This window comes from Paenibacillus sp. TCA20 (assembly GCF_000732325.1).
Taxonomy (GTDB): Bacteria; Bacillota; Bacilli; order Paenibacillales; family Paenibacillaceae; genus Paenibacillus; species Paenibacillus urinalis.
In genome coordinates, this window is the sequence record NZ_BBIW01000015.1 from 23,604 (window position 1) to 41,866 (window position 18,263).

The 18,263-nt window shown below is 44.1% G+C and carries 12 protein-coding genes; all 12 read left to right on the plus strand.

Going from position 1 to position 18,263, the window contains the following annotated elements; genetic code table 11:
- Window positions 1–63 precede the first annotated feature (63 nt).
- The 12 genes from TCA2_RS22220 (at window position 64) to TCA2_RS22275 (ending at window position 18,209) form a co-directional block, all read left to right on the plus strand.
- Complete coding sequence (locus TCA2_RS22220) at window positions 64–1,749, plus strand: carbohydrate-binding protein (protein ID WP_047913797.1); 1,686 nt, start codon at window positions 64–66, stop codon at window positions 1,747–1,749.
- A gap of 342 nt (window positions 1,750–2,091) precedes the next feature.
- The gene (locus TCA2_RS22225) at window positions 2,092–3,618 is read left to right on the plus strand and encodes a helix-turn-helix domain-containing protein (protein ID WP_047913798.1); all 1,527 of its coding nucleotides are present in this window, start codon (window positions 2,092–2,094) and stop codon (window positions 3,616–3,618) included.
- Between the two features lie 44 nt (window positions 3,619–3,662).
- On the plus strand, window positions 3,663–5,486 hold the full coding sequence (locus TCA2_RS22230) for a sensor histidine kinase (RefSeq protein WP_047913799.1): 1,824 nt from the start codon (window positions 3,663–3,665) through the stop codon (window positions 5,484–5,486).
- Window positions 5,476–7,035 carry a response regulator gene (locus tag TCA2_RS22235; protein ID WP_047913800.1) on the plus strand — a complete coding sequence of 520 codons (1,560 nt, stop codon included), beginning with the start codon at window positions 5,476–5,478 and terminating at the stop codon, window positions 7,033–7,035. Before TCA2_RS22230 ends, TCA2_RS22235 begins: the two co-directional genes overlap by 11 nt.
- 118 nt (window positions 7,036–7,153) lie before the next feature.
- Complete coding sequence (locus TCA2_RS22240; protein WP_047913801.1) at window positions 7,154–8,830, plus strand: extracellular solute-binding protein; 1,677 nt, start codon at window positions 7,154–7,156, stop codon at window positions 8,828–8,830.
- A gap of 140 nt (window positions 8,831–8,970) precedes the next feature.
- A complete protein-coding gene (locus TCA2_RS22245) occupies window positions 8,971–9,936 on the plus strand; it encodes a sugar ABC transporter permease (RefSeq protein ID WP_047913802.1) in 966 nt (321 codons plus the stop codon).
- A complete protein-coding gene (locus tag TCA2_RS22250; RefSeq protein ID WP_081872760.1) occupies window positions 9,936–10,889 on the plus strand; it encodes a carbohydrate ABC transporter permease in 954 nt (317 codons plus the stop codon). Before TCA2_RS22245 ends, TCA2_RS22250 begins: the two co-directional genes overlap by 1 nt.
- The gene (locus tag TCA2_RS22255) at window positions 10,890–12,443 is read left to right on the plus strand and encodes a glycoside hydrolase family 43 protein (RefSeq protein ID WP_047913803.1); all 1,554 of its coding nucleotides are present in this window, start codon (window positions 10,890–10,892) and stop codon (window positions 12,441–12,443) included.
- Between the two features lie 66 nt (window positions 12,444–12,509).
- Window positions 12,510–13,529: an endo-1,4-beta-xylanase gene (locus tag TCA2_RS22260; protein WP_047913804.1), complete on the plus strand. Its 1,020-nt coding sequence runs from the start codon at window positions 12,510–12,512 to the stop codon at window positions 13,527–13,529.
- Window positions 13,530–13,617: 88 nt separating this feature from the next.
- Complete coding sequence (locus tag TCA2_RS22265; protein ID WP_047913805.1) at window positions 13,618–14,604, plus strand: glycoside hydrolase family 43 protein; 987 nt, start codon at window positions 13,618–13,620, stop codon at window positions 14,602–14,604.
- 254 nt (window positions 14,605–14,858) lie between these two features.
- Window positions 14,859–16,397, plus strand: a complete 1,539-nt coding sequence (locus TCA2_RS22270) for a glycoside hydrolase 43 family protein (protein ID WP_047913806.1) — start codon at window positions 14,859–14,861, stop codon at window positions 16,395–16,397.
- A gap of 141 nt (window positions 16,398–16,538) precedes the next feature.
- Window positions 16,539–18,209: an extracellular solute-binding protein gene (locus TCA2_RS22275; protein ID WP_081872762.1), complete on the plus strand. Its 1,671-nt coding sequence runs from the start codon at window positions 16,539–16,541 to the stop codon at window positions 18,207–18,209.
- Window positions 18,210–18,263 lie beyond the last annotated feature (54 nt).

The following is an 18,263-nucleotide window of genomic DNA, read 5'->3' on the forward strand; positions in this document are numbered from 1 at the left end:
ATGATGAATGGGTTGTATATTTTTGATTGCGCTTTCATTTGTTTGATCATTTTAAGGAGGTTGATGATATTGAGAGTGAACATAAAAAAATCAGTCCTTATTTTATTGGCATTTTTAACGGCTCTACCTCTGATTGTAACTCCAACACAGGTGACAGCAGCTAGCGATGCTAACATTAATTTGTCCTCTGAGAAACAGCTCATTAAAGGATTTGGAGGAATAAACCATCCCGCCTGGATCGGTGACCTGACACCAGCTCAGCGTGAAACTGCCTTTGGTAATGGAGCGAATCAGCTTGGGTTTTCGATTCTACGAATCTACGTAGATGAGAATAGAAATAATTGGTACAGAGAGGTTCCTACCGCACAAAAAGCGATTGAGCAAGGAGCCATTGTATTTGCTTCACCCTGGAACCCACCGAGTGATATGGTCGAAACCTTTAATCGCAACGGGGATCCGAACGCCAAACGACTGAGATACGACAAATATGCAGCTTACGCTCAGCATCTGAACGACTTTGTCACTTATATGAAAAACAATGGTGTAGACCTGTACGCCATTTCGGTGCAAAACGAGCCGGATTATGCTCATGAATGGACCTGGTGGACACCACAGGAAATCCTCCGTTTCATGAAAGAGAATGCGGGATCTATTCAAGGCACCAAGGTTATGGCACCTGAATCGTTTCAGTATCTAAAGAACATGTCTGATCCAATCCTGAATGATCCTGGGGCACTGGCTAATATGGATATTCTAGGAGCACATACGTATGGAACTCAGATCAAAGATTTTGCATACCCGCTCTTTAAGCAAAAAGGTGCAGGTAAGGAACTGTGGATGACCGAAGTATATTACCCGAACAGTGACAACAATTCATCGGACCGTTGGCCAGAGGCACTGGAGGTATCCTACCATATGCACAACGCCATGGTTGAAGGAGATTTCCAGGCTTATGTATGGTGGTACATTCGGAGACAGTACGGTCCTATGAATGAGAACGGCACCATTAGTAAACGTGGATATAATATGGCTCACTTCTCCAAATTTGTGCGACCAGGCTATATCAGAGTAGATGCAACCAAAAATCCAGATACGAACACTTTTGTTTCCGCTTACAAAGGTGATAACAAAGTCGTCATCGTCGCCATTAATCGCGGCACTTCAGCTGCAAGCCAAAAATTCGTTCTGCAAAATGGAAACGCATCTACTGTCTCCTCATGGGTTACAGATAGCAGTCGCAATATGGCAAGCGGAGCACCGATCACCGTATCGTCGGGAGCCTTTACAGCGCAACTTCCTGCCCAAAGTGTAACGACGTTTGTAGCAAATATTACTGGCGGCGGGGGGAGTCCAGTTACTGGAACCACATACGAAGCAGAAACAGGGACTACACTTACTAATGCTGCTATTGAATCACTCTATCCAGGATACACTGGATCCGGATATGTTAACTTTAATGCTTACACCGATTCTGCGATTCAGTGGAATGCCATCAATAACACGATAACAGGTACCAAAAACATAAAGTTCCGATATGCATTGGAAAGCGGGACACGTAACCTCGATATTTTTGTCAATGGGACCAAGGTGATCAGCAACGAGCCTTTCCCGGCAACGGGAAGCTGGTCAACTTGGAGCGAGAAGAGCATTCAAGTCCCCATGAACGCGGGAACCAATACGTTAAAAATAGTAACAACCGGAACTGAAGGACCAAATGTGGATAACATTACAGTGACAGCTGTTCAATAAATACGATAAAGCGGCGATCTAATTTAAAGATCTTCCACTTGTATGAACAAGTATAGTGAAACATGAGCAATAAGCTAAAGGCGGCCTACTTATGAAGGTCGCCTTTTTATTAAGCAAGTAAAGAGAATACCATTCCCCTATTTTAGAAGGTGTTATCCCTCCGAATCCGTTTAAATAGTAAAGATTTGGTCGCGAACTAAAGGATTGTAGGTTGCATATGAGATTAAAGCTTTAGATAATTTTATGTAGCAACCTTTTCTTGGGTGTGATATTTTTATCCTGTTGATGATTGATTCTTAAAATTCAATTCCATATGTATTGAATAGAAAAGGGGAAACATGAATGCTGGATGTCTTGTTGGTAGATGATGAGCCATGGGTACTTGAGGGATTACGAACTATGGTGAACTGGGACAAATACGGTTTCCAAATTTGCGGAGAGGCTGAGAATGGAAATGCGGCTTGGGCCATGATCGAGAATCTTCAGCCAGATCTAGTATTTACAGATATTCATATGCCTTCGGTGAACGGACTTGAACTGATAGACCGTTCTAAACAAGTGCTTGCCAGACCTCCTCGATTTGTTATTCTAAGCGGTTACGATAGTTTTGAGTATGTGAAAACAGCGCTGGAGCAACGTGTGGAGGACTACTTACTTAAGCCGATTGATGAAGATGAGATTGAAACCGTATTGGAGTTAATTCGTCGTAAAATTCTAGAAGAGCAGATTTCAGCCAAAGTGCATCAACGCGAAAATGCACTCTATGTAAATTGTTTGTTCAATCGCTTGTTACAAGGTGATGACAGCATTGAGTTGCGATACGAGGTGAGTAAAACGCTTCGAATGGAAGCTCATGAGAGCATGGCCTGTCTTCTAATTTCAACGGATACGAATAAGGACGAAGTCAAAACATGGCTGTACAGTCACGCTGGGATCCCTTATGCCGAACCATTTTTAGATGAGGAAGGTAACATCGGATTGTTTGCTGACGGTTTGCATCATTCTCTGAAGCAGCTGGAAGCGGCGGGGAGAAATCTGGTTGAAATGTATTCAGACCGAGCATTAATGACAGTGGCATGCGGACATGATTCAAGTGGAGTAAACACTTTGCGTTCAGCTTACGAAAAAGCTTTGTTCGCATTAAAATGGAAGCGCTATCAGTGTGGCTCCGGCTTTGTGAATCACCAGGAATTACCTCAGAAAGACAGTATGGCTAAAGTGAATCAAAAAGCTTTGTCAGATGTGATGGACGTCATTATTTCGGGCGAACAGGACAGGGTGGAAGGTAAAGTAAATGCGATGCTAGCCAATCCTGACTCAGAGCAGACTGTATCGGATATAGAATATGTTCGAGTTCAGCTGATTGCCCTTGAGATGAGTATTCTTAAGCATCTAAAGGAGCTTGAAGGGGATGTAGACCGCTTTGTACAGCAAGTTCAGCAAATGGCAGGTGACATTATTGGGATAAACTCGTATCCTGCGTTTCAACAGTACGGGGTCATATTGAGCCTCAATGCTTTGAAAGCCCTTCAGGAACAGCGAAAAAAAAAGGAATTCAGCACGATTTTTCAAGTGGAGCAGTACGTCAATCAGGAATTCCGCAACAAATTGCAGCTTCAGGAGCTAGCACAGAAATTTCATATGAACGCCAACTATTTAGGGCAAGCATTTAAACAGCAGACGGGTAAGACTTTTCGTGAGTATTTGAATGATAAGCGGATCGAAGAAGCAAAGCGATTGCTGCGTCAGAGCAACATGAGCATTACTGACGTTGCCGTGCATTCGGGTTATCTGAGTGCCGACTATTTTATTAGTCAGTTCAAGCGAATGACAGGTACGGCTCCTTCGCAATATAGAAAACTACAGTAGGTCTTTGCAGAGCTAAGCATGAAGCGAAGGATGGCGATAATGAAATGTTCAGAAAATTCAGAGTCCGTAGTATCGTGAACGATATTCCTTTGAACTATAAATTTATGCTCATATTTGTCATAGGAATATTACTCCCCATCTTTGCAAGCTATTATCTGTTTATGGATCGTATGTCAGAGCTGATCAAGGAGCGGGAGGAGCAGAATTTGCAAATCTCAATGGAGAGGGCCCGAAAGGATATCCATACCATGATTGATGGCGGTATAGCTGTCAGTCATGCCTTGATCACGGACAAGGTGTTATCTGAATCCATCGATCGGGGCTACAATGGCCAGTCGGAATTCTACAACACGTTCGATGATCTGCTTCGTCACCGCGTAACCTCGTATATTCCAACGAATAACCAAATTCAGCGTATTGGCATTTACACGGACAATCCGACCATTGTGTCCGGTGGGGATTACTATGTGCTGAACAGTACGATGCATGCTAGTAACTGGTATAAGCAGTGGAAAGCAACGGGGGAATCTTTAAAAGTACTTGCCTACCGGGACCAGGCCATGAATAATCGTGCTGCGACCTCTTCTTATTTAAGCATTATTGAAAAAATGGACTACTACTATGCCTACAGATCTTATCAGAAGTTGGTGCGTATCGACTTTTACCTAAATCGTTTCTATGACGTGATTGCAAGAGAGAAGAGCTCTCTGGAAATGTATCTGGTTAATGACAAGAACCAAATCATTGTGTCTGCGGATGACAAGTATCATGGCGAGGTGGACAGCCAATATGAATTGTTTGATATGAATAAGGTGGAAGATCAGGATATACATATTGTCCCGATAGGAAGTGCTAGTTATATAAAAGGATGGAAATTAATTGGTGTGCCTCAAGAAACGCGTGTCAAAGAAGCCATGTTATCCATGCAGCTTTATTTCGGCATGCTGGCCGGTATTATTACACTGATTACTTCCATTTTTATTTATATTATGCTGCGTTCCTACAATCACCGGGTAAAGCGACTGTCCAGACATATGCAAAAGGTAGGAAACGAGAAATTTGAGCTGATCAATATCGATGGTGGACAAGACGAAATTGGTCATTTGATTACGAACTTTAATATGATGACTGCTCAAATCAAGTCATTAATTAACAACGTGTATAAGCTTGAAATTCAGCAACGAAGTCAGGAGGCTGAACGTATTCGCGCCGAGCTTAATATGCTGCAAAGCCAGATGAATCCTCACTTTTTATTTAATACGCTGAATGCACTGCTTGTGGTCAGCACCAAAAATAATTATGTGGACGTCAAGGACATTATTAAGGATCTGTCCAAGCTGCTTCGTCGCCTTTTGAATTGGAAGGACGATGTCGTCACGCTAGAGGAAGAAATGAGTTTCACCATTATGTACCTGGGGATTGAGAAATTCCGTTTTCGGGACAAATTTGAATATGACATTGAAATTACGGATGAGGCTCGGTTTTATAAAATACCTAAAATGAGTATCCAGCAATTAGCGGAAAATGCCTGCAAACATGGTATCCAAGCTATAGAAGGGACGGGCTCTGTTAAGATTCGAGCAGACATTGTGGACAAGCATCTGCGCATCGTTGTATCCGACAATGGCAAGGGCATGGATAAGGAACGACTGAAAGAAGTGCAGTGTCAAATTCGAAGCCAAGAAGAGAGCGGAGGCTACAATATTGGGATGCGTAATGTGTATCGTCGTCTCGAATTGTACTATGACAATCAAGTGAAATTTAACCTGAAGAGCAAAATTGAAGAGGGTACGGAGGTATCCTTTGAAATTCCATTACAGCTGTTGGAACGTCAAGGTGAAGAAGGAGGAATGGACAGTGGTATTTAAAGTGCTGTTGATTGACGATGAGCCCTTGGCCATTGAGGGCCTGCAGTTATGGATACCATGGGAGAATCTTGGTTTTGAGATATGCGGGGTGTGCTCTAACGGCGCCGAAGGTTTGAAACGAATGGAAGAGCTGCATCCGGATCTAGTCATGGTTGATATACATATGCCAATTATGGATGGCCTCGAGATGATTGAGGAGTGGAGGCGAAGAGGAAACCATTCCACCAAATTTATCATTCTGACAGGATATAGTGATTTCGATTATGCTCGAAAGGCACTTAAATTTAAAGTATCCCGTTATTTGCTTAAACCACTGGATGAGGAGCAGGCGGAGCTCGAGATTCGGCAAATGAAAGAAGAAATCATTAAAGAGCAGAAGCAGATTTATATTGGACAGATCGCACGAAGAGAACAGGAACTTATTGCGTTGAAGGACGCTCTAGTGGGCAAAGATCTGTCTACAGAAGCGGCTCGTATAATGGAGAAACTGTCTCAGTCTGCTGATGTCTGGAATGTATGTTTGATTCAAATTCCGGGAGAAGATTACGGGAAGTGGAGCTCCATAGCTGCAGAGTGTCTAACTGGAATGCAAGCCGTGTTTATGATTCGTTTACAATGTGATCTGGTTTCTATCGTGTTTAAGGATGTAAACGAGGTAAACGAGGGATCCAAAGAAAACACGGTAAGAGAGCGATTGGAGGTCATGGCTCGCCATCTGGCGGGCTTTCGCGCATTTCTGGCTATTGGAGCTCCCGAAACCTCCCTTCATCGTATCAGCCATTCCCGAGTGACAGCAGAGAAAGCGCTTCTGCATGCCTTCTATGAAGGGGCTGATTACTTAATCATAGATTATGATGAATTCAAGGATCAGGCCTTTCAATTAGATTACAATCAGGTAGAACTACTGGAGAGAACATTGGGAACTTTTGAGCTCATTGATCATGCAGCATACCAGTCTGTTGTCCTTTATATTGAACAATCGTTTCGTCAGATGCGGGTTCATCCAGATAAGGCTCGTAAATTCGTAATCTATCTGCTCCATGAAATTCGTGCCTATATGGAAGCCCAACTAGCGAAGGATTCAGATGCTTCCAACCTCTTGTTTGATATACCCAATCTGGGTGAAGTTCTGTTAACCTTGAATGATTTGATCGGCATGCTGCAATCGTGCGGGCGAGTCTGCTTTGAGCTTCTGCTTAAGGAGAACGCCTCCGAAGCACATGGTATAGCCCAAGAAATTAGTGATTACATTCATGCACATTACCGAGAGAGCATCACTGTCAAAAAACTGGCGGAACGATTCTTCCTGCATCCTGCCTACTTAGGACAATTACTGATACGCAAAAACGGAATTGGTTTCAACGAATTGCTTCATAATCTGAGGATTCAGGAAGCTTGTCAGCTGCTTCAGATGAATCAATACAAAAATAGTGAGGTTTCTGAAAAAGTTGGATACTCCAGCTACCATCATTTTTTAAAGCAATTTGAGAAAAGGGTGGACATGTCTCCTAATGAGTATAAGAAAATACATGTAGCGCAGAAGACCTGAGCTTTTCTCGGAAAGAGCTTTAATTCGAATATAGTTTCTTAATAGCTAGAATTTTATAATGAAATAGTTCTATTGAAAGGGCTTACATTTAAGTCCGAATCAAACTTGGAGGTGCTTTATGGGGGACAGTAAAAAGAGGCTTTTCCGCAAGGGAGCAACACTGCTGTTGTCACTGAGCGTTGTGCTAGCCGCTTGCTCTAGCGGTGCAGACGATTCAGGAAGCAGCGGAGAAAAAGGAACTGACGTGGCGGCTGACCAACCGATAGAAATTTCGGTATTTCTAAACGAGGCCGGACAGCAGCCAACGGCCGACAACAAGATTTATAAAAAGATAAAAGATGAGCTTGGCGTTTCCTTTAAGTTTGAATTTTTGGCTGGTGACAAAAACCAAAAATTGGGTGTAATGATTGCTGGTGGAGATTATCCTGACCTTATCTCTGCAGATACCAAACTAACAGCAGCGGGTGCAGTCATTCCACTCGAAGATTTGATCGAGGAGCATGCTCCTAACCTGAAGAAACATTACGAAAAATACTGGAATCAAATGAAGGATCCTAATGATGGACATATTTATTACCTGCCTAACTACGGTGCGTACAACGGTGAAGTAGCTGATACTTACTACAGCGGACCAGCCTTCTGGATTCAAAAAGAAGTATTAAAAGAATTTGGTTATCCAACACCAAAAACACTGGACGAATATTTTGATTTGATCGAGCAATACAAAGAGAAGTATCCGACCATTGACGGACAGCCAACCATTGGATTTGAAATTTTGAACTACGACTGGAAGAACTGGGGCTTGCTGAACGCACCACAGCATCTGATCGGTCATCCTAATGATGGCGGTGTAGTCGTAAAAGATGGAATTGCTGAGATCTTTGCAGACAAGGATTATGCTAAAGATTATTACGCGAAGCTAAACGAGATCAATGCAAAAGGTCTGCTGGATAGAGAAGCTTTTGCTCAAAACTATGATCAATACATGGCCAAATTGTCTAGTGGTGCAGTTCTGGGTATGTTCGATCAACACTGGAACTTCGGGAGCGCAGAAGATTCTTTGATCACGCAAAACAAAATCGAACGCACTTATGTAGGCTTCCCGCTTGTTTATGATAGCAGCATCAAAGATTATTATCGTGACCGTGCAGCCCTTAACCTTAACAATGGTTTCGGTATTACCGTGAGTGCTGAAGATCCTGTCAAAATCATTAAAACACTGGATAAGTTGATGGAAGAAGAGTGGCAGAAAGTACTCACCTGGGGTATTGAGGACGAGGACTACTACGTCAATGAAGAAGGTCGTTTCATGAGAACACAGGAGCAGCGGGATAACGCCGCAGATGCGACTTGGAAGCTGGCTAACAAAGCGGATGCATTTTATGCAACCGCACCCAAAATGGAAGGCTACTTCAGCGATGGTAATGCAACATCGGCGAGCAATCAGCCAGAAGAATATCAAGCTGGTCTGAGACCGTTTGATAAGGAAGTATTAGATGCTTACGGCTTTAACAGTTATGTAGACTTCTTCAGTGCACCGCCAGAAAATCCGGTTTATTATCCAGCTTGGTCTGTGGATCTTGTTGATGGATCTCCAGCCAATATTGCAAGTACTAAGCTAAATGAGTTGTCTACAAAATATTTACCAAGAGCAATTCTGGCTGCAGATGGCTCTGAATTCGAGAGCATTTGGAATGAATACGTTTCCGAAATTTCCAAGCTGGATATCCAGGCTTATGAAGACCGTATGAACGAAGTTCTGAAATGGAGAATTGAGAACTGGTCTGTGAAATAAAGCAATGATGAAATAATCAGGAAGGAAGTTTTTCTTCCTTCCTGATTTAAATTGCTGCTGTATATGATCTGTAATCATATATGAAATGTCGATCTGTCGTACTTCGTTCGAATATAAAGATGGATAGGGAGCTTGATATTATGGAGGAAATTGTAGCGGGATCCAAACCGCACAACCCGAAGAAAAAGCGGAAAATAAGGCAGATAACTTGGCAGAACATCAAAGCACAAAGACAGCTCATCTGGATGTCTGTTCCTCTGCTTGCATACATCATTACCTTTGCTTATGTGCCAATCTGGGGCTGGACAATGGCCTTCCAGGATTATAAACCTGCACGAAGCTTCTCTGAGCAGACCTGGGTAGGATTTAAGCATTTTGAGTTCTTGTTTACGGATGACAATTTTATACGTGTGCTTCGAAATACGCTCGCCATGAGTATTATTAACCTGATTTTAGGCTTTGTTACTGCCATTATTTTGGCGCTCCTGCTTAATGAAATCAAAAAGGTGATGTGGAAGCGGACGGTTCAAACCATCTCTTATCTTCCCCATTTCTTATCATGGATTATCGTTACTGGTATTGTGGCGACATCGCTCGCTTCTGACGGTATTGTGAACGATATTCTTATGAGGCTGAATTTAATAAATGAGCCTATTCTCTGGCTGACCGAAGGAAAGTATTTCTGGGGGGTCGTTGCGGGTTCACATATCTGGAAGGAAGTCGGCTGGAATACGATTATTTATTTGGCGGCTATTGCATCCATCGATCCTGCGCTATATGAAGCATCGGATATTGATGGAGCAAATCGTTACCAAAAAATGTGGAATATTACCTTACCAGGAATTAAGCCTACGATTGTCATCCTGCTGATTATGCAGACTGGACATATTCTTGAAGCAGGCTTCGAGGTTCAGTATTTGTTAGGGAATGGTTTGGTTGTTGACTGGTCAGAAACCATTGATATCTTCGTACTCAAGTACGGAATTGCGCAGGGTAACTATTCACTCGCCACTGCTGGAGGAATATTTAAGACCGTAGTCAGCATTACAATCCTGCTCTTAGCGAATTGGACTGCCAAGCGGCTCGGGGAAGAGAGGCTGTTATAATGATGAAAAAGACACCTTTATCGGGTTCAGGAAATACAGCACCACTAGCTGTACGTCGTCCAGGCAGTAAGGGTATTGAACCGCTTGTGTTTAATACGTTTAACACCATCTTTATGATTTTGCTGGTTATGGTGACCCTGTACCCCTTTTTAAATACGATTGTTGTTTCATTTAACGCAGGGAACGATACGATCCGTGGAGGACTTTATCTGTGGCCTCGCGAATTCACTTTGCAGAATTACAACGCCGTATTTGCGTCAGGTACCATTTATAACGCGTTTTTTGTTTCTGTTGCGCGTACGGTTCTTTCCACTGTTCTTAATATTTCCTTAACCTCTATGCTGGCTTACACCCTGAGTCGGCGGGAGTATATTTTCCGCAGGCAGATTACGACAATCTTTGTAATGACCATGTATTTCAATGCAGGACTTATTCCTGGATATTTTCTAATTAAGGACCTGGGCTTAATTAATTCCTTCTGGGTTTATGTGTTGCCATCCATGATCAGTGCGTTCAATTTGATCGTTATTCGTACTTATATTTACACCATTCCTGAGAGCTTGATTGAATCAGCCAAGATTGATGGTGCAGGTGAATTCAAGATTTTCTGGAAAATTATTTTTCCGCTGTGTAAACCGGTACTTGCGACTATTGCACTGTTCGTCGCCGTAGGTGCGTGGAATTCGTGGTTTGATGCATTCCTGTACACGTCTTCACGTCAAGAGCTGAGCACGCTGCAATACGAATTAATGAAACTCTTATCCTCTAGTATGAATGCGAACAGTAATCCTTCCGTAGCTAACGGTATTGGCGCGGAACTTACAACGCAGGTAACTCCAATCTCTATTCGCGCAGCCGTGACCATTGTTGCTTCTGTACCAATTCTGTTCGTGTATCCGTTCATGCAAAAACACTTTGTTGTTGGACTTAATGTAGGGAGTGTGAAGGAATAGATGCCACAGCTTCAATCACATACAATTCGTTATGCCAATCCAATTCTACCCGGATTCTACCCGGATCCGAGTATCGTGAAGGCAGAAGAATTTTTTTACCTCATTTGCAGTTCGTTTGAATATTTTCCCGGTGTTCCGATTTTTCGGAGCCGGGATCTGATTCACTGGGAGCAGATTGGGAACGTACTGGATCGAGTCAGCCAGCTTAACCTGACCGATCAGAAGAGCTCGGACGGAATCTTTGCTCCTGCGCTGCGTTACCATGAAGGTACATTTTATATGATTACGACAGATGTAAGAGGGATCGGCAATTTTTATGTGACAGCTACCAATCCTGCTGGCCCGTGGTCAGATCCCATTCGAATTCCTTATGGTGGAATAGACCCCTCTTTGTTTTTTGACGAGGATGGCAAAGTCTATGTTACCGCTCAGCAAGGTGCGGATTATAATTCTCATGCGATTCAGTACGAGATCAACATTGAGACTGGAGAGGCGCTTACTGAACCCCAAGTTGTCTGGTACGGGGATGGCGGACCATGGACGGAAGGGCCGCATTTGTACAAAATCAATGGTATGTACTATATGATGTCTGCCTCGGGTGGAACGGCCAAGGAGCATCGCGAAATCATTGGCAGAAGCAACAACCCTTATGGTCCATTTGAACGCTATCCGGAGCCAATTCTGACCCACCGCAATTTGGATCATCCTATTCAATATCTGGGACATGCTGACCTCGTGGAGGATCATCAGGGTGACTGGTGGGCAGTATTTCTAGGTGTTCGTTTGACAGAGGACGGATACAGTGTGCTTGGACGGGAAACATTCCTGGCACCGGTCATCTGGAACGATGGCTGGCCGCATATTGATAATAATGAAGGAACGGTAAGCTTAGATATGATTGTTGAGCGCACGCCGTTGTCTGTGCCTTCTACAACAGAGGGCCATACAGCTGTTCAGGCTCGAGAAGACTTTAATGAAGAGCTTGGGCCACACTGGATGTTCGTACGTAATCCGTCAGCAGGCAAGAGCTCTCTTACAGAAAAGCCAGGTTCACTGACCATGTATGGTCAAGATTCCACCCTCAGCGATGTGGGTCAAATTACTTTTGTTGGGCGGAGACAGCAGCATGTTCTGGCCAGTTTTAGAACTTCCGTCTCATTCGCACCAGTCGCTGACGGAGAAGAGGCGGGATTGTGCATTCGCCGGGATGAGGATGCACACTATGAGCTCGGCATAAGACAATCGGAAGGCCGCAAAGTGATCTTTGCCCGATTGACAGTACGAGGAGTGTCCGAAATTGTACATGAGAGCGATACGGAATCAGAAGAGCTAATACTCCAGATCAAATCTACAGAGACGGAATACCAATTGTCCTGTTCAGAAGATGGAATAAACTGGATGTCATTGGGATCAGGCTCTGCACGTGCAATATCTCCTGAGGATTTCGTGCATAAAATGTGTTTCACTGGGGCGGTAGTTGGACTATACGCCACCGGTAATGGCCAAGCAAGCCGCACGCCTGCACACTTTGACTGGTTTGAATACAAGTCCTAACTCACGGCTATTCGGATTGATGAGCTAACATAAAGCATTCATTATTGCATTTAGAGGAGGGATACAATGAATTCTATACGAGAAGAGGCACCTCTAAGAACATTGTACAAGGATGCGTTCCACATTGGAGCTGCAGTGAATCCCAGAACGATTGAAAGTCAACGCTTATTACTCACGTACCATTTCAACAGTTTGACAGCAGAGAATGAAATGAAATTCTCCAGCGTACATCCTCAGGAGGATGTGTACACCTTCGAGGACGCAGACGCCATCGCTGCATTCGCCAGAGAGCAAGACATGATGCTGCGTGGACATACACTCGTCTGGCATAACCAAACACCAGATTGGTTATTTGAGAATGAGACAGGCGGCCCAGTTGATCGAGAGGTCTTGTTGGCACGCCTCCGCTCACATATACAGACTGTCGTTGGCAGATATAAAGACATCATTTATGGCTGGGATGTCGTAAATGAAGTCATATCTGATGATGCAAACGAGGATGCTTATCTGCGGCCATCCAAATGGCTGGATATTGCAGGAGAGAGCTTCATTGCCAAAGCATTCGAATTCGCTCACGAAGCAGATCCTCAAGCGCTATTATTCTATAATGACTATAATGAGTCTAATCCACATAAACGGGAGCGTATTTATCGACTCGTCCGTTCATTACTGGATCAAGGCGTACCAATTCATGGAGTTGGCTTGCAGGCGCATTGGAATTTGTACGATCCGACACTGGACGACATGCGTGCTGCAATTGAACGCTATGCTCAGCTTGGACTGCAGCTTCAGCTCACCGAACTGGATGTCTCTGTATTTCGTTTTGAAGACAGACGTACGGACCTGACTCATCCAACAAAGGAAATGCTGGAACTACAGGCTGAGAGATACGATTCTATTTTTCGACTGCTTTACGAGTATCGTGAGCACATCAGTGCCGTGACATTCTGGGGAGCTGCTGATAATTACACGTGGCTGGATCATTTCCCTGTTCGGGGACGTAAAAACTGGCCCTTCCTGTTTGATGAAGCACTTCGTCCCAAAGAAGCTTATCAACGTGTTGCCCAAATTCCTTCGCTCAAATGAGAACGTGGGCTGATGTAATATCTTCAATCCTTAAACATCGATCGTTGATTTGAGCAAGATTGTACATTATTTGGAAGGAGTCATCGGAATGTCCAAATTATCTAACCAGCACCAACCTTTAGTTACTCATATATTCACTGCCGATCCATCAGCGCATGTATTCGAGGATCGCATCTATATTTATCCTTCGCACGATCTGGATCATAACGAACCTGTGAATGACAATGGGGATCAGTACAAAATGGAGGACTACCATGTTCTATCCATGTCTGATCCAGACTCACCTGTCACGGATCATGGGGAAGTACTGCATGTAAAGGATGTACCTTGGGCATCACGCCAGATGTGGGCACCAGATGCCGCTTATAAAAACGGAAAATACTACTTGTTTTTCCCAGCGCGGGATCATGAAGGCATTTTTCGCATTGGGGTCGCCACATCACCCTCTCCGGCAGGTCCGTTTGAGCCGGAGGAAGATTACATTCAGGGGAGCTTCAGCATCGATCCTGCCGTCTTCACTGATGAAGATGAACAGTCCTACATGCTCTTTGGCGGACTATGGGGCGGGCAATTGGAGAAGTGGCAGACTGGGAAGTATGAGGAGGATGCTGACGGTCCAGCACCGGATGCTCCTGCACTTGGTCCAAGAATCGCGAAGCTGAGTGAGGATATGCTCTCTATGGCTTCAGAGGCAATGGAGATCGTTATATTGGATCAGGAAGGAAAGCCTTTGACTGCTGGCAACGAAGATTGCAGATACTTTGAAGGTCCGTGGATGCACAAGTATAATGACAAATATTATCTGTCCTATTCCACGGGAACGACGCACAAGCTGGTGTATGCCATAGGGGATAGCCCAACAGGTCCATTTACGTTTCAAGGCACAATTCTCCCACCTGTTATGGGTTGGACAACGCATCATTCCATAGTTCAATTTAAGGACAAATGGTACTTGTTCTATCATGATAGTTCCCTCTCCGAAGGCATCGACTACAAACGCTGTATTAAATTTGCTGAGCTGACGTACAATCCGGATGGCACCATTCAAATGATTGATCCATATCCAGAAAAGTAGCAGTGTTGCGGATTCTATAGGGTTGACAGTCTCTGATGTTAACCGCAGTCACTGAAGTGACTTGAGTTTTTGTTGTCTCAGCGAGTGGCATGGAATTACGTTCACGGCCGAAAAACCTTCTCTGCCAATACAGACATGGCATAGAAGGTTTTTCGTTTATATACTCAGCTTCTTCACTAGAATGGTCAACATCACATTGAATATTGTTCTTTTCCTTATTCATTCTTCAGAACAAAATGGGGTGAAATTATAAAATGTATTCAAATCCAATGATATGGGCTGACTACCCAGATCCTGATGTTATACGCGTGGAAGATACGTATTACATGGTGAGTACAACCATGCATATGATGCCGGGCTGCGTCATCCTTCGCTCTTATGACCTAATCCATTGGGAAGTAGCCACTCATGTTTACGACACACTGGATAACACACCTGCTCAGCGACTTGAGAGCGGTCAACATATTTATGGCAAAGGCATGTGGGCTGCATCCTTACGGTATCATCAGGAAATGTTCTACGTCATCTTTGTCGCCAACGATACTCGAAAAACGTATTTGTACTCATCAACCTCTATAACAGGACCGTGGAATAAGCAAATTGTAAAGGGATTCTATCATGATTGCTCCTTATTTTTTGACGATGATGAACGGATTTATCTTGTGCACGGGAATACCGAGATCTATTTAACTGAATTAGATACAGATCTGACCGGACCTAAGCCTGGTGGACTAGAGCGTATCATCGTAAAGGAAGAGCAGCCTAGTTACCTGGGATACGAGGGGGCTCACTTTTACAAAATAGATGGGAAGTATTATGTGTTTTTAATTCACATAACGAAGGCTTCTGGCCGAAGAACACAGGCTTTTTACATGGCCGATTCCCTGGAAGGAGTATTTACCGGTGGAGATGTATTCAATGATGATATGGGTTACTTTAACTCCGGTGTTGCCCAAGGGGGGATCGTAGATACACCGGACGGTGACTGGTATGCGATGCTATTTCAAGATCATGGGGCGGTTGGCCGTATTCCTGTCGTGGTACCGATTCGTTTTAATCACCATGTTCCAGAGTTTGGAAGTGAAGCACCTAAACAGATTGATATCCCGAGCACGAGACCCGGTTATAGCTATCGTCCTTTGGTCGGTAGTGATTCATTTCATTATGAAATCGGTGAGGATGGGAGAATTCGTCTTCGTGATATCTGGCAGTGGAATCATACCCCGAATGACAATCTCTGGACCGTAACCGAGAAACCTGGCGTTTATCGAGTACGGACGGGTCAGATCAGTCCGAATCTGACCTTTGCCGTAAATACGCTAACCCAGCGTTCCATGGGACCTGCTTGCGAAACTACGGTTAGGCTTGATGGCAGCGGTCTGAATGACGGTGATTATGCCGGATTGTGCTTCCTGATTGGTACATACGGTATGATTGCCCTTACGAAAAATGAAGGTCAATTTTACTTGGTTATGCAGGCTAGAAGCAGTGAAGACTCCACCATCTTCGGAAATCTGATTGACCAAGAGCCTGCTACTGAGTATGCCCGTATTCTCGTAGCAGATCCGGTAGTTACCTTAAAAGCTTATGGAAACTTTGTAGACAATCAAGACGAGTGTTCTTTCGCTTACTTGGATGGAACGGAGTGGAGGAGCTTAGGCATTTCCCATAAAATGGTTTACAAGCTAGATCATTTTATGGGTTGTCGAATTGGTTTGTTTTTGTATTCAACAAGTGCAATTGGTGGTACTGCCGACTTTTCAAATTTCAATTACCGAGTAATCATGCCCTAAGCGTTAGATTGAGTATATAAGAAGTCGCCAAACGGCGGCTTCTTATATACTCAGCAAGCATAAGTTGTTGTACAATATAGGGATTCCAGATGATAGAGCAAGAGAAGTGTTCATTTCCAGCTGAATTGGGGGAATGTTGTCATGAATATGAGATGGCAGGATATAACAAGGAAGACCTTCGTTCTGTTCATTGTTCTGTGCATCCCAGCAAGTCAATATGAAGAGAATGTAGAACCACAAAATATACAGTCGAATGGGCAGCAAATTCAGAACTTATACAGTTTAGGGAAATACTCCCCTCCGATAGAAGTGTCGTTTGTCATGGAAACCGGAGAAGAACTGCAACAGATCATTAGTGAGCTTCCAGATGAGACCGTGCTGGATAATCGCTGGACCCGTTTGTACGAGAATGAATTAGGCATTCGGATTCACTATGAGTGGATTGCGAGTGGAGATGTATACAACCAGAAGCTGGGGGTATCCCTCGCTGCTGGACGTTTCCCAGACGTGGTCAAAGTCAATCCATACCAGCTCAGGCAACTAAGCAATGCCGGATTGATTGAAGAATTGACCGAAGTGTATGATACGTATGCTTCAACGCTTACAAAAGATATTTTGGAGGCAGAGGGAAGAGGATCGTTCAACGCAGCCACGATTGACGGTAAACTTATGGCAATTCCCGAGACATCTTCTTCGATCGAAACTGCACAATATCTGTGGATTCGAACGGACTGGCTGGAGCGTTTAGATCTGCAGCCACCTGAAACCATGGAAGACTTGATTCGAATATCGAAAGCGTTTACAGATGGAGATCCTGACGGAAACGGAGAACACGACACATATGGATTGGCGCTGACGAATTATTTATGGGATCCCGTAATGGGGGCTTCCGGGTTGATGGCTGGATACGGCGCTTTTCCTAATATATGGATTAAAGATTCTGAAGGGAAGCTTGCTTACGGCGGCATACAACCTGAAGTCCGCGAAGCGCTGAAAGTATTGCAGACCATGTATCGAGAGGGTCAATTGGATCCGGATTTCGGTTACAAAAATGGAAGCAAGGAGCTGCGTCTAATTTCCGACGGAAAAATCGGCATGCTCTATGGCGAGCAGTGGGCGTCCTTTATACTGCAGAGCAGCCGGGATAACGATACGAATGCGGAATGGCAGGCTTACCCTATTGTAGCGGAATCAGGGAGAAATCTCTTTGTCCCGCTTCGTTTAAATACGGGTCAATATTTCGCTGTTAAAAAAGGGTTCTCCCATCCTGAAGTGATCGTGAAGCTGATGAATCTTCATCTCGATACAAACTGGGGTGAGCATGCAAAGTATGAAACTTACTATAACGATGACTCCCGAGCGGTGTGGAAGCTGTCACCGGTTACTCCGTTTCCGGGTAACAAAAACATTGATGCCTACAAACAAATTCGCGATGCTAGGAAAACAGGAGATTACTCGGGCTTGAAGGATGAAGCTCTTGTCATTCACAAACGAATGGTAGCCTACGATTCACAAGGTGTAGATAGTGGCTGGGGCTGGAAACAAACTTATGGGCCTACAGGAGCTTTTAGCATCGCTGATTCCTATGAGAAGAACGGTCAGCTTCTATATGATCAGTACACGGGTGGGGTAACGGACACGATGGTTGATCGGCAGATCATCCTCCGAGATCTCCAGCTTGAAGCTTATATGAACATCATTCTTGGCAAGCCAATCGAAGAGTTTGATCGCTTCGTAGAAGAATGGCGCAAGCTGGGAGGAGATCAGATTACTTCGGAAGTTAATGCGTGGTTCGAAGCGGAGGTCTCTTAAGCAGCTCTATACTTTCCCATGACCATACTCTATATAAAGAAGGATTTCTACCAT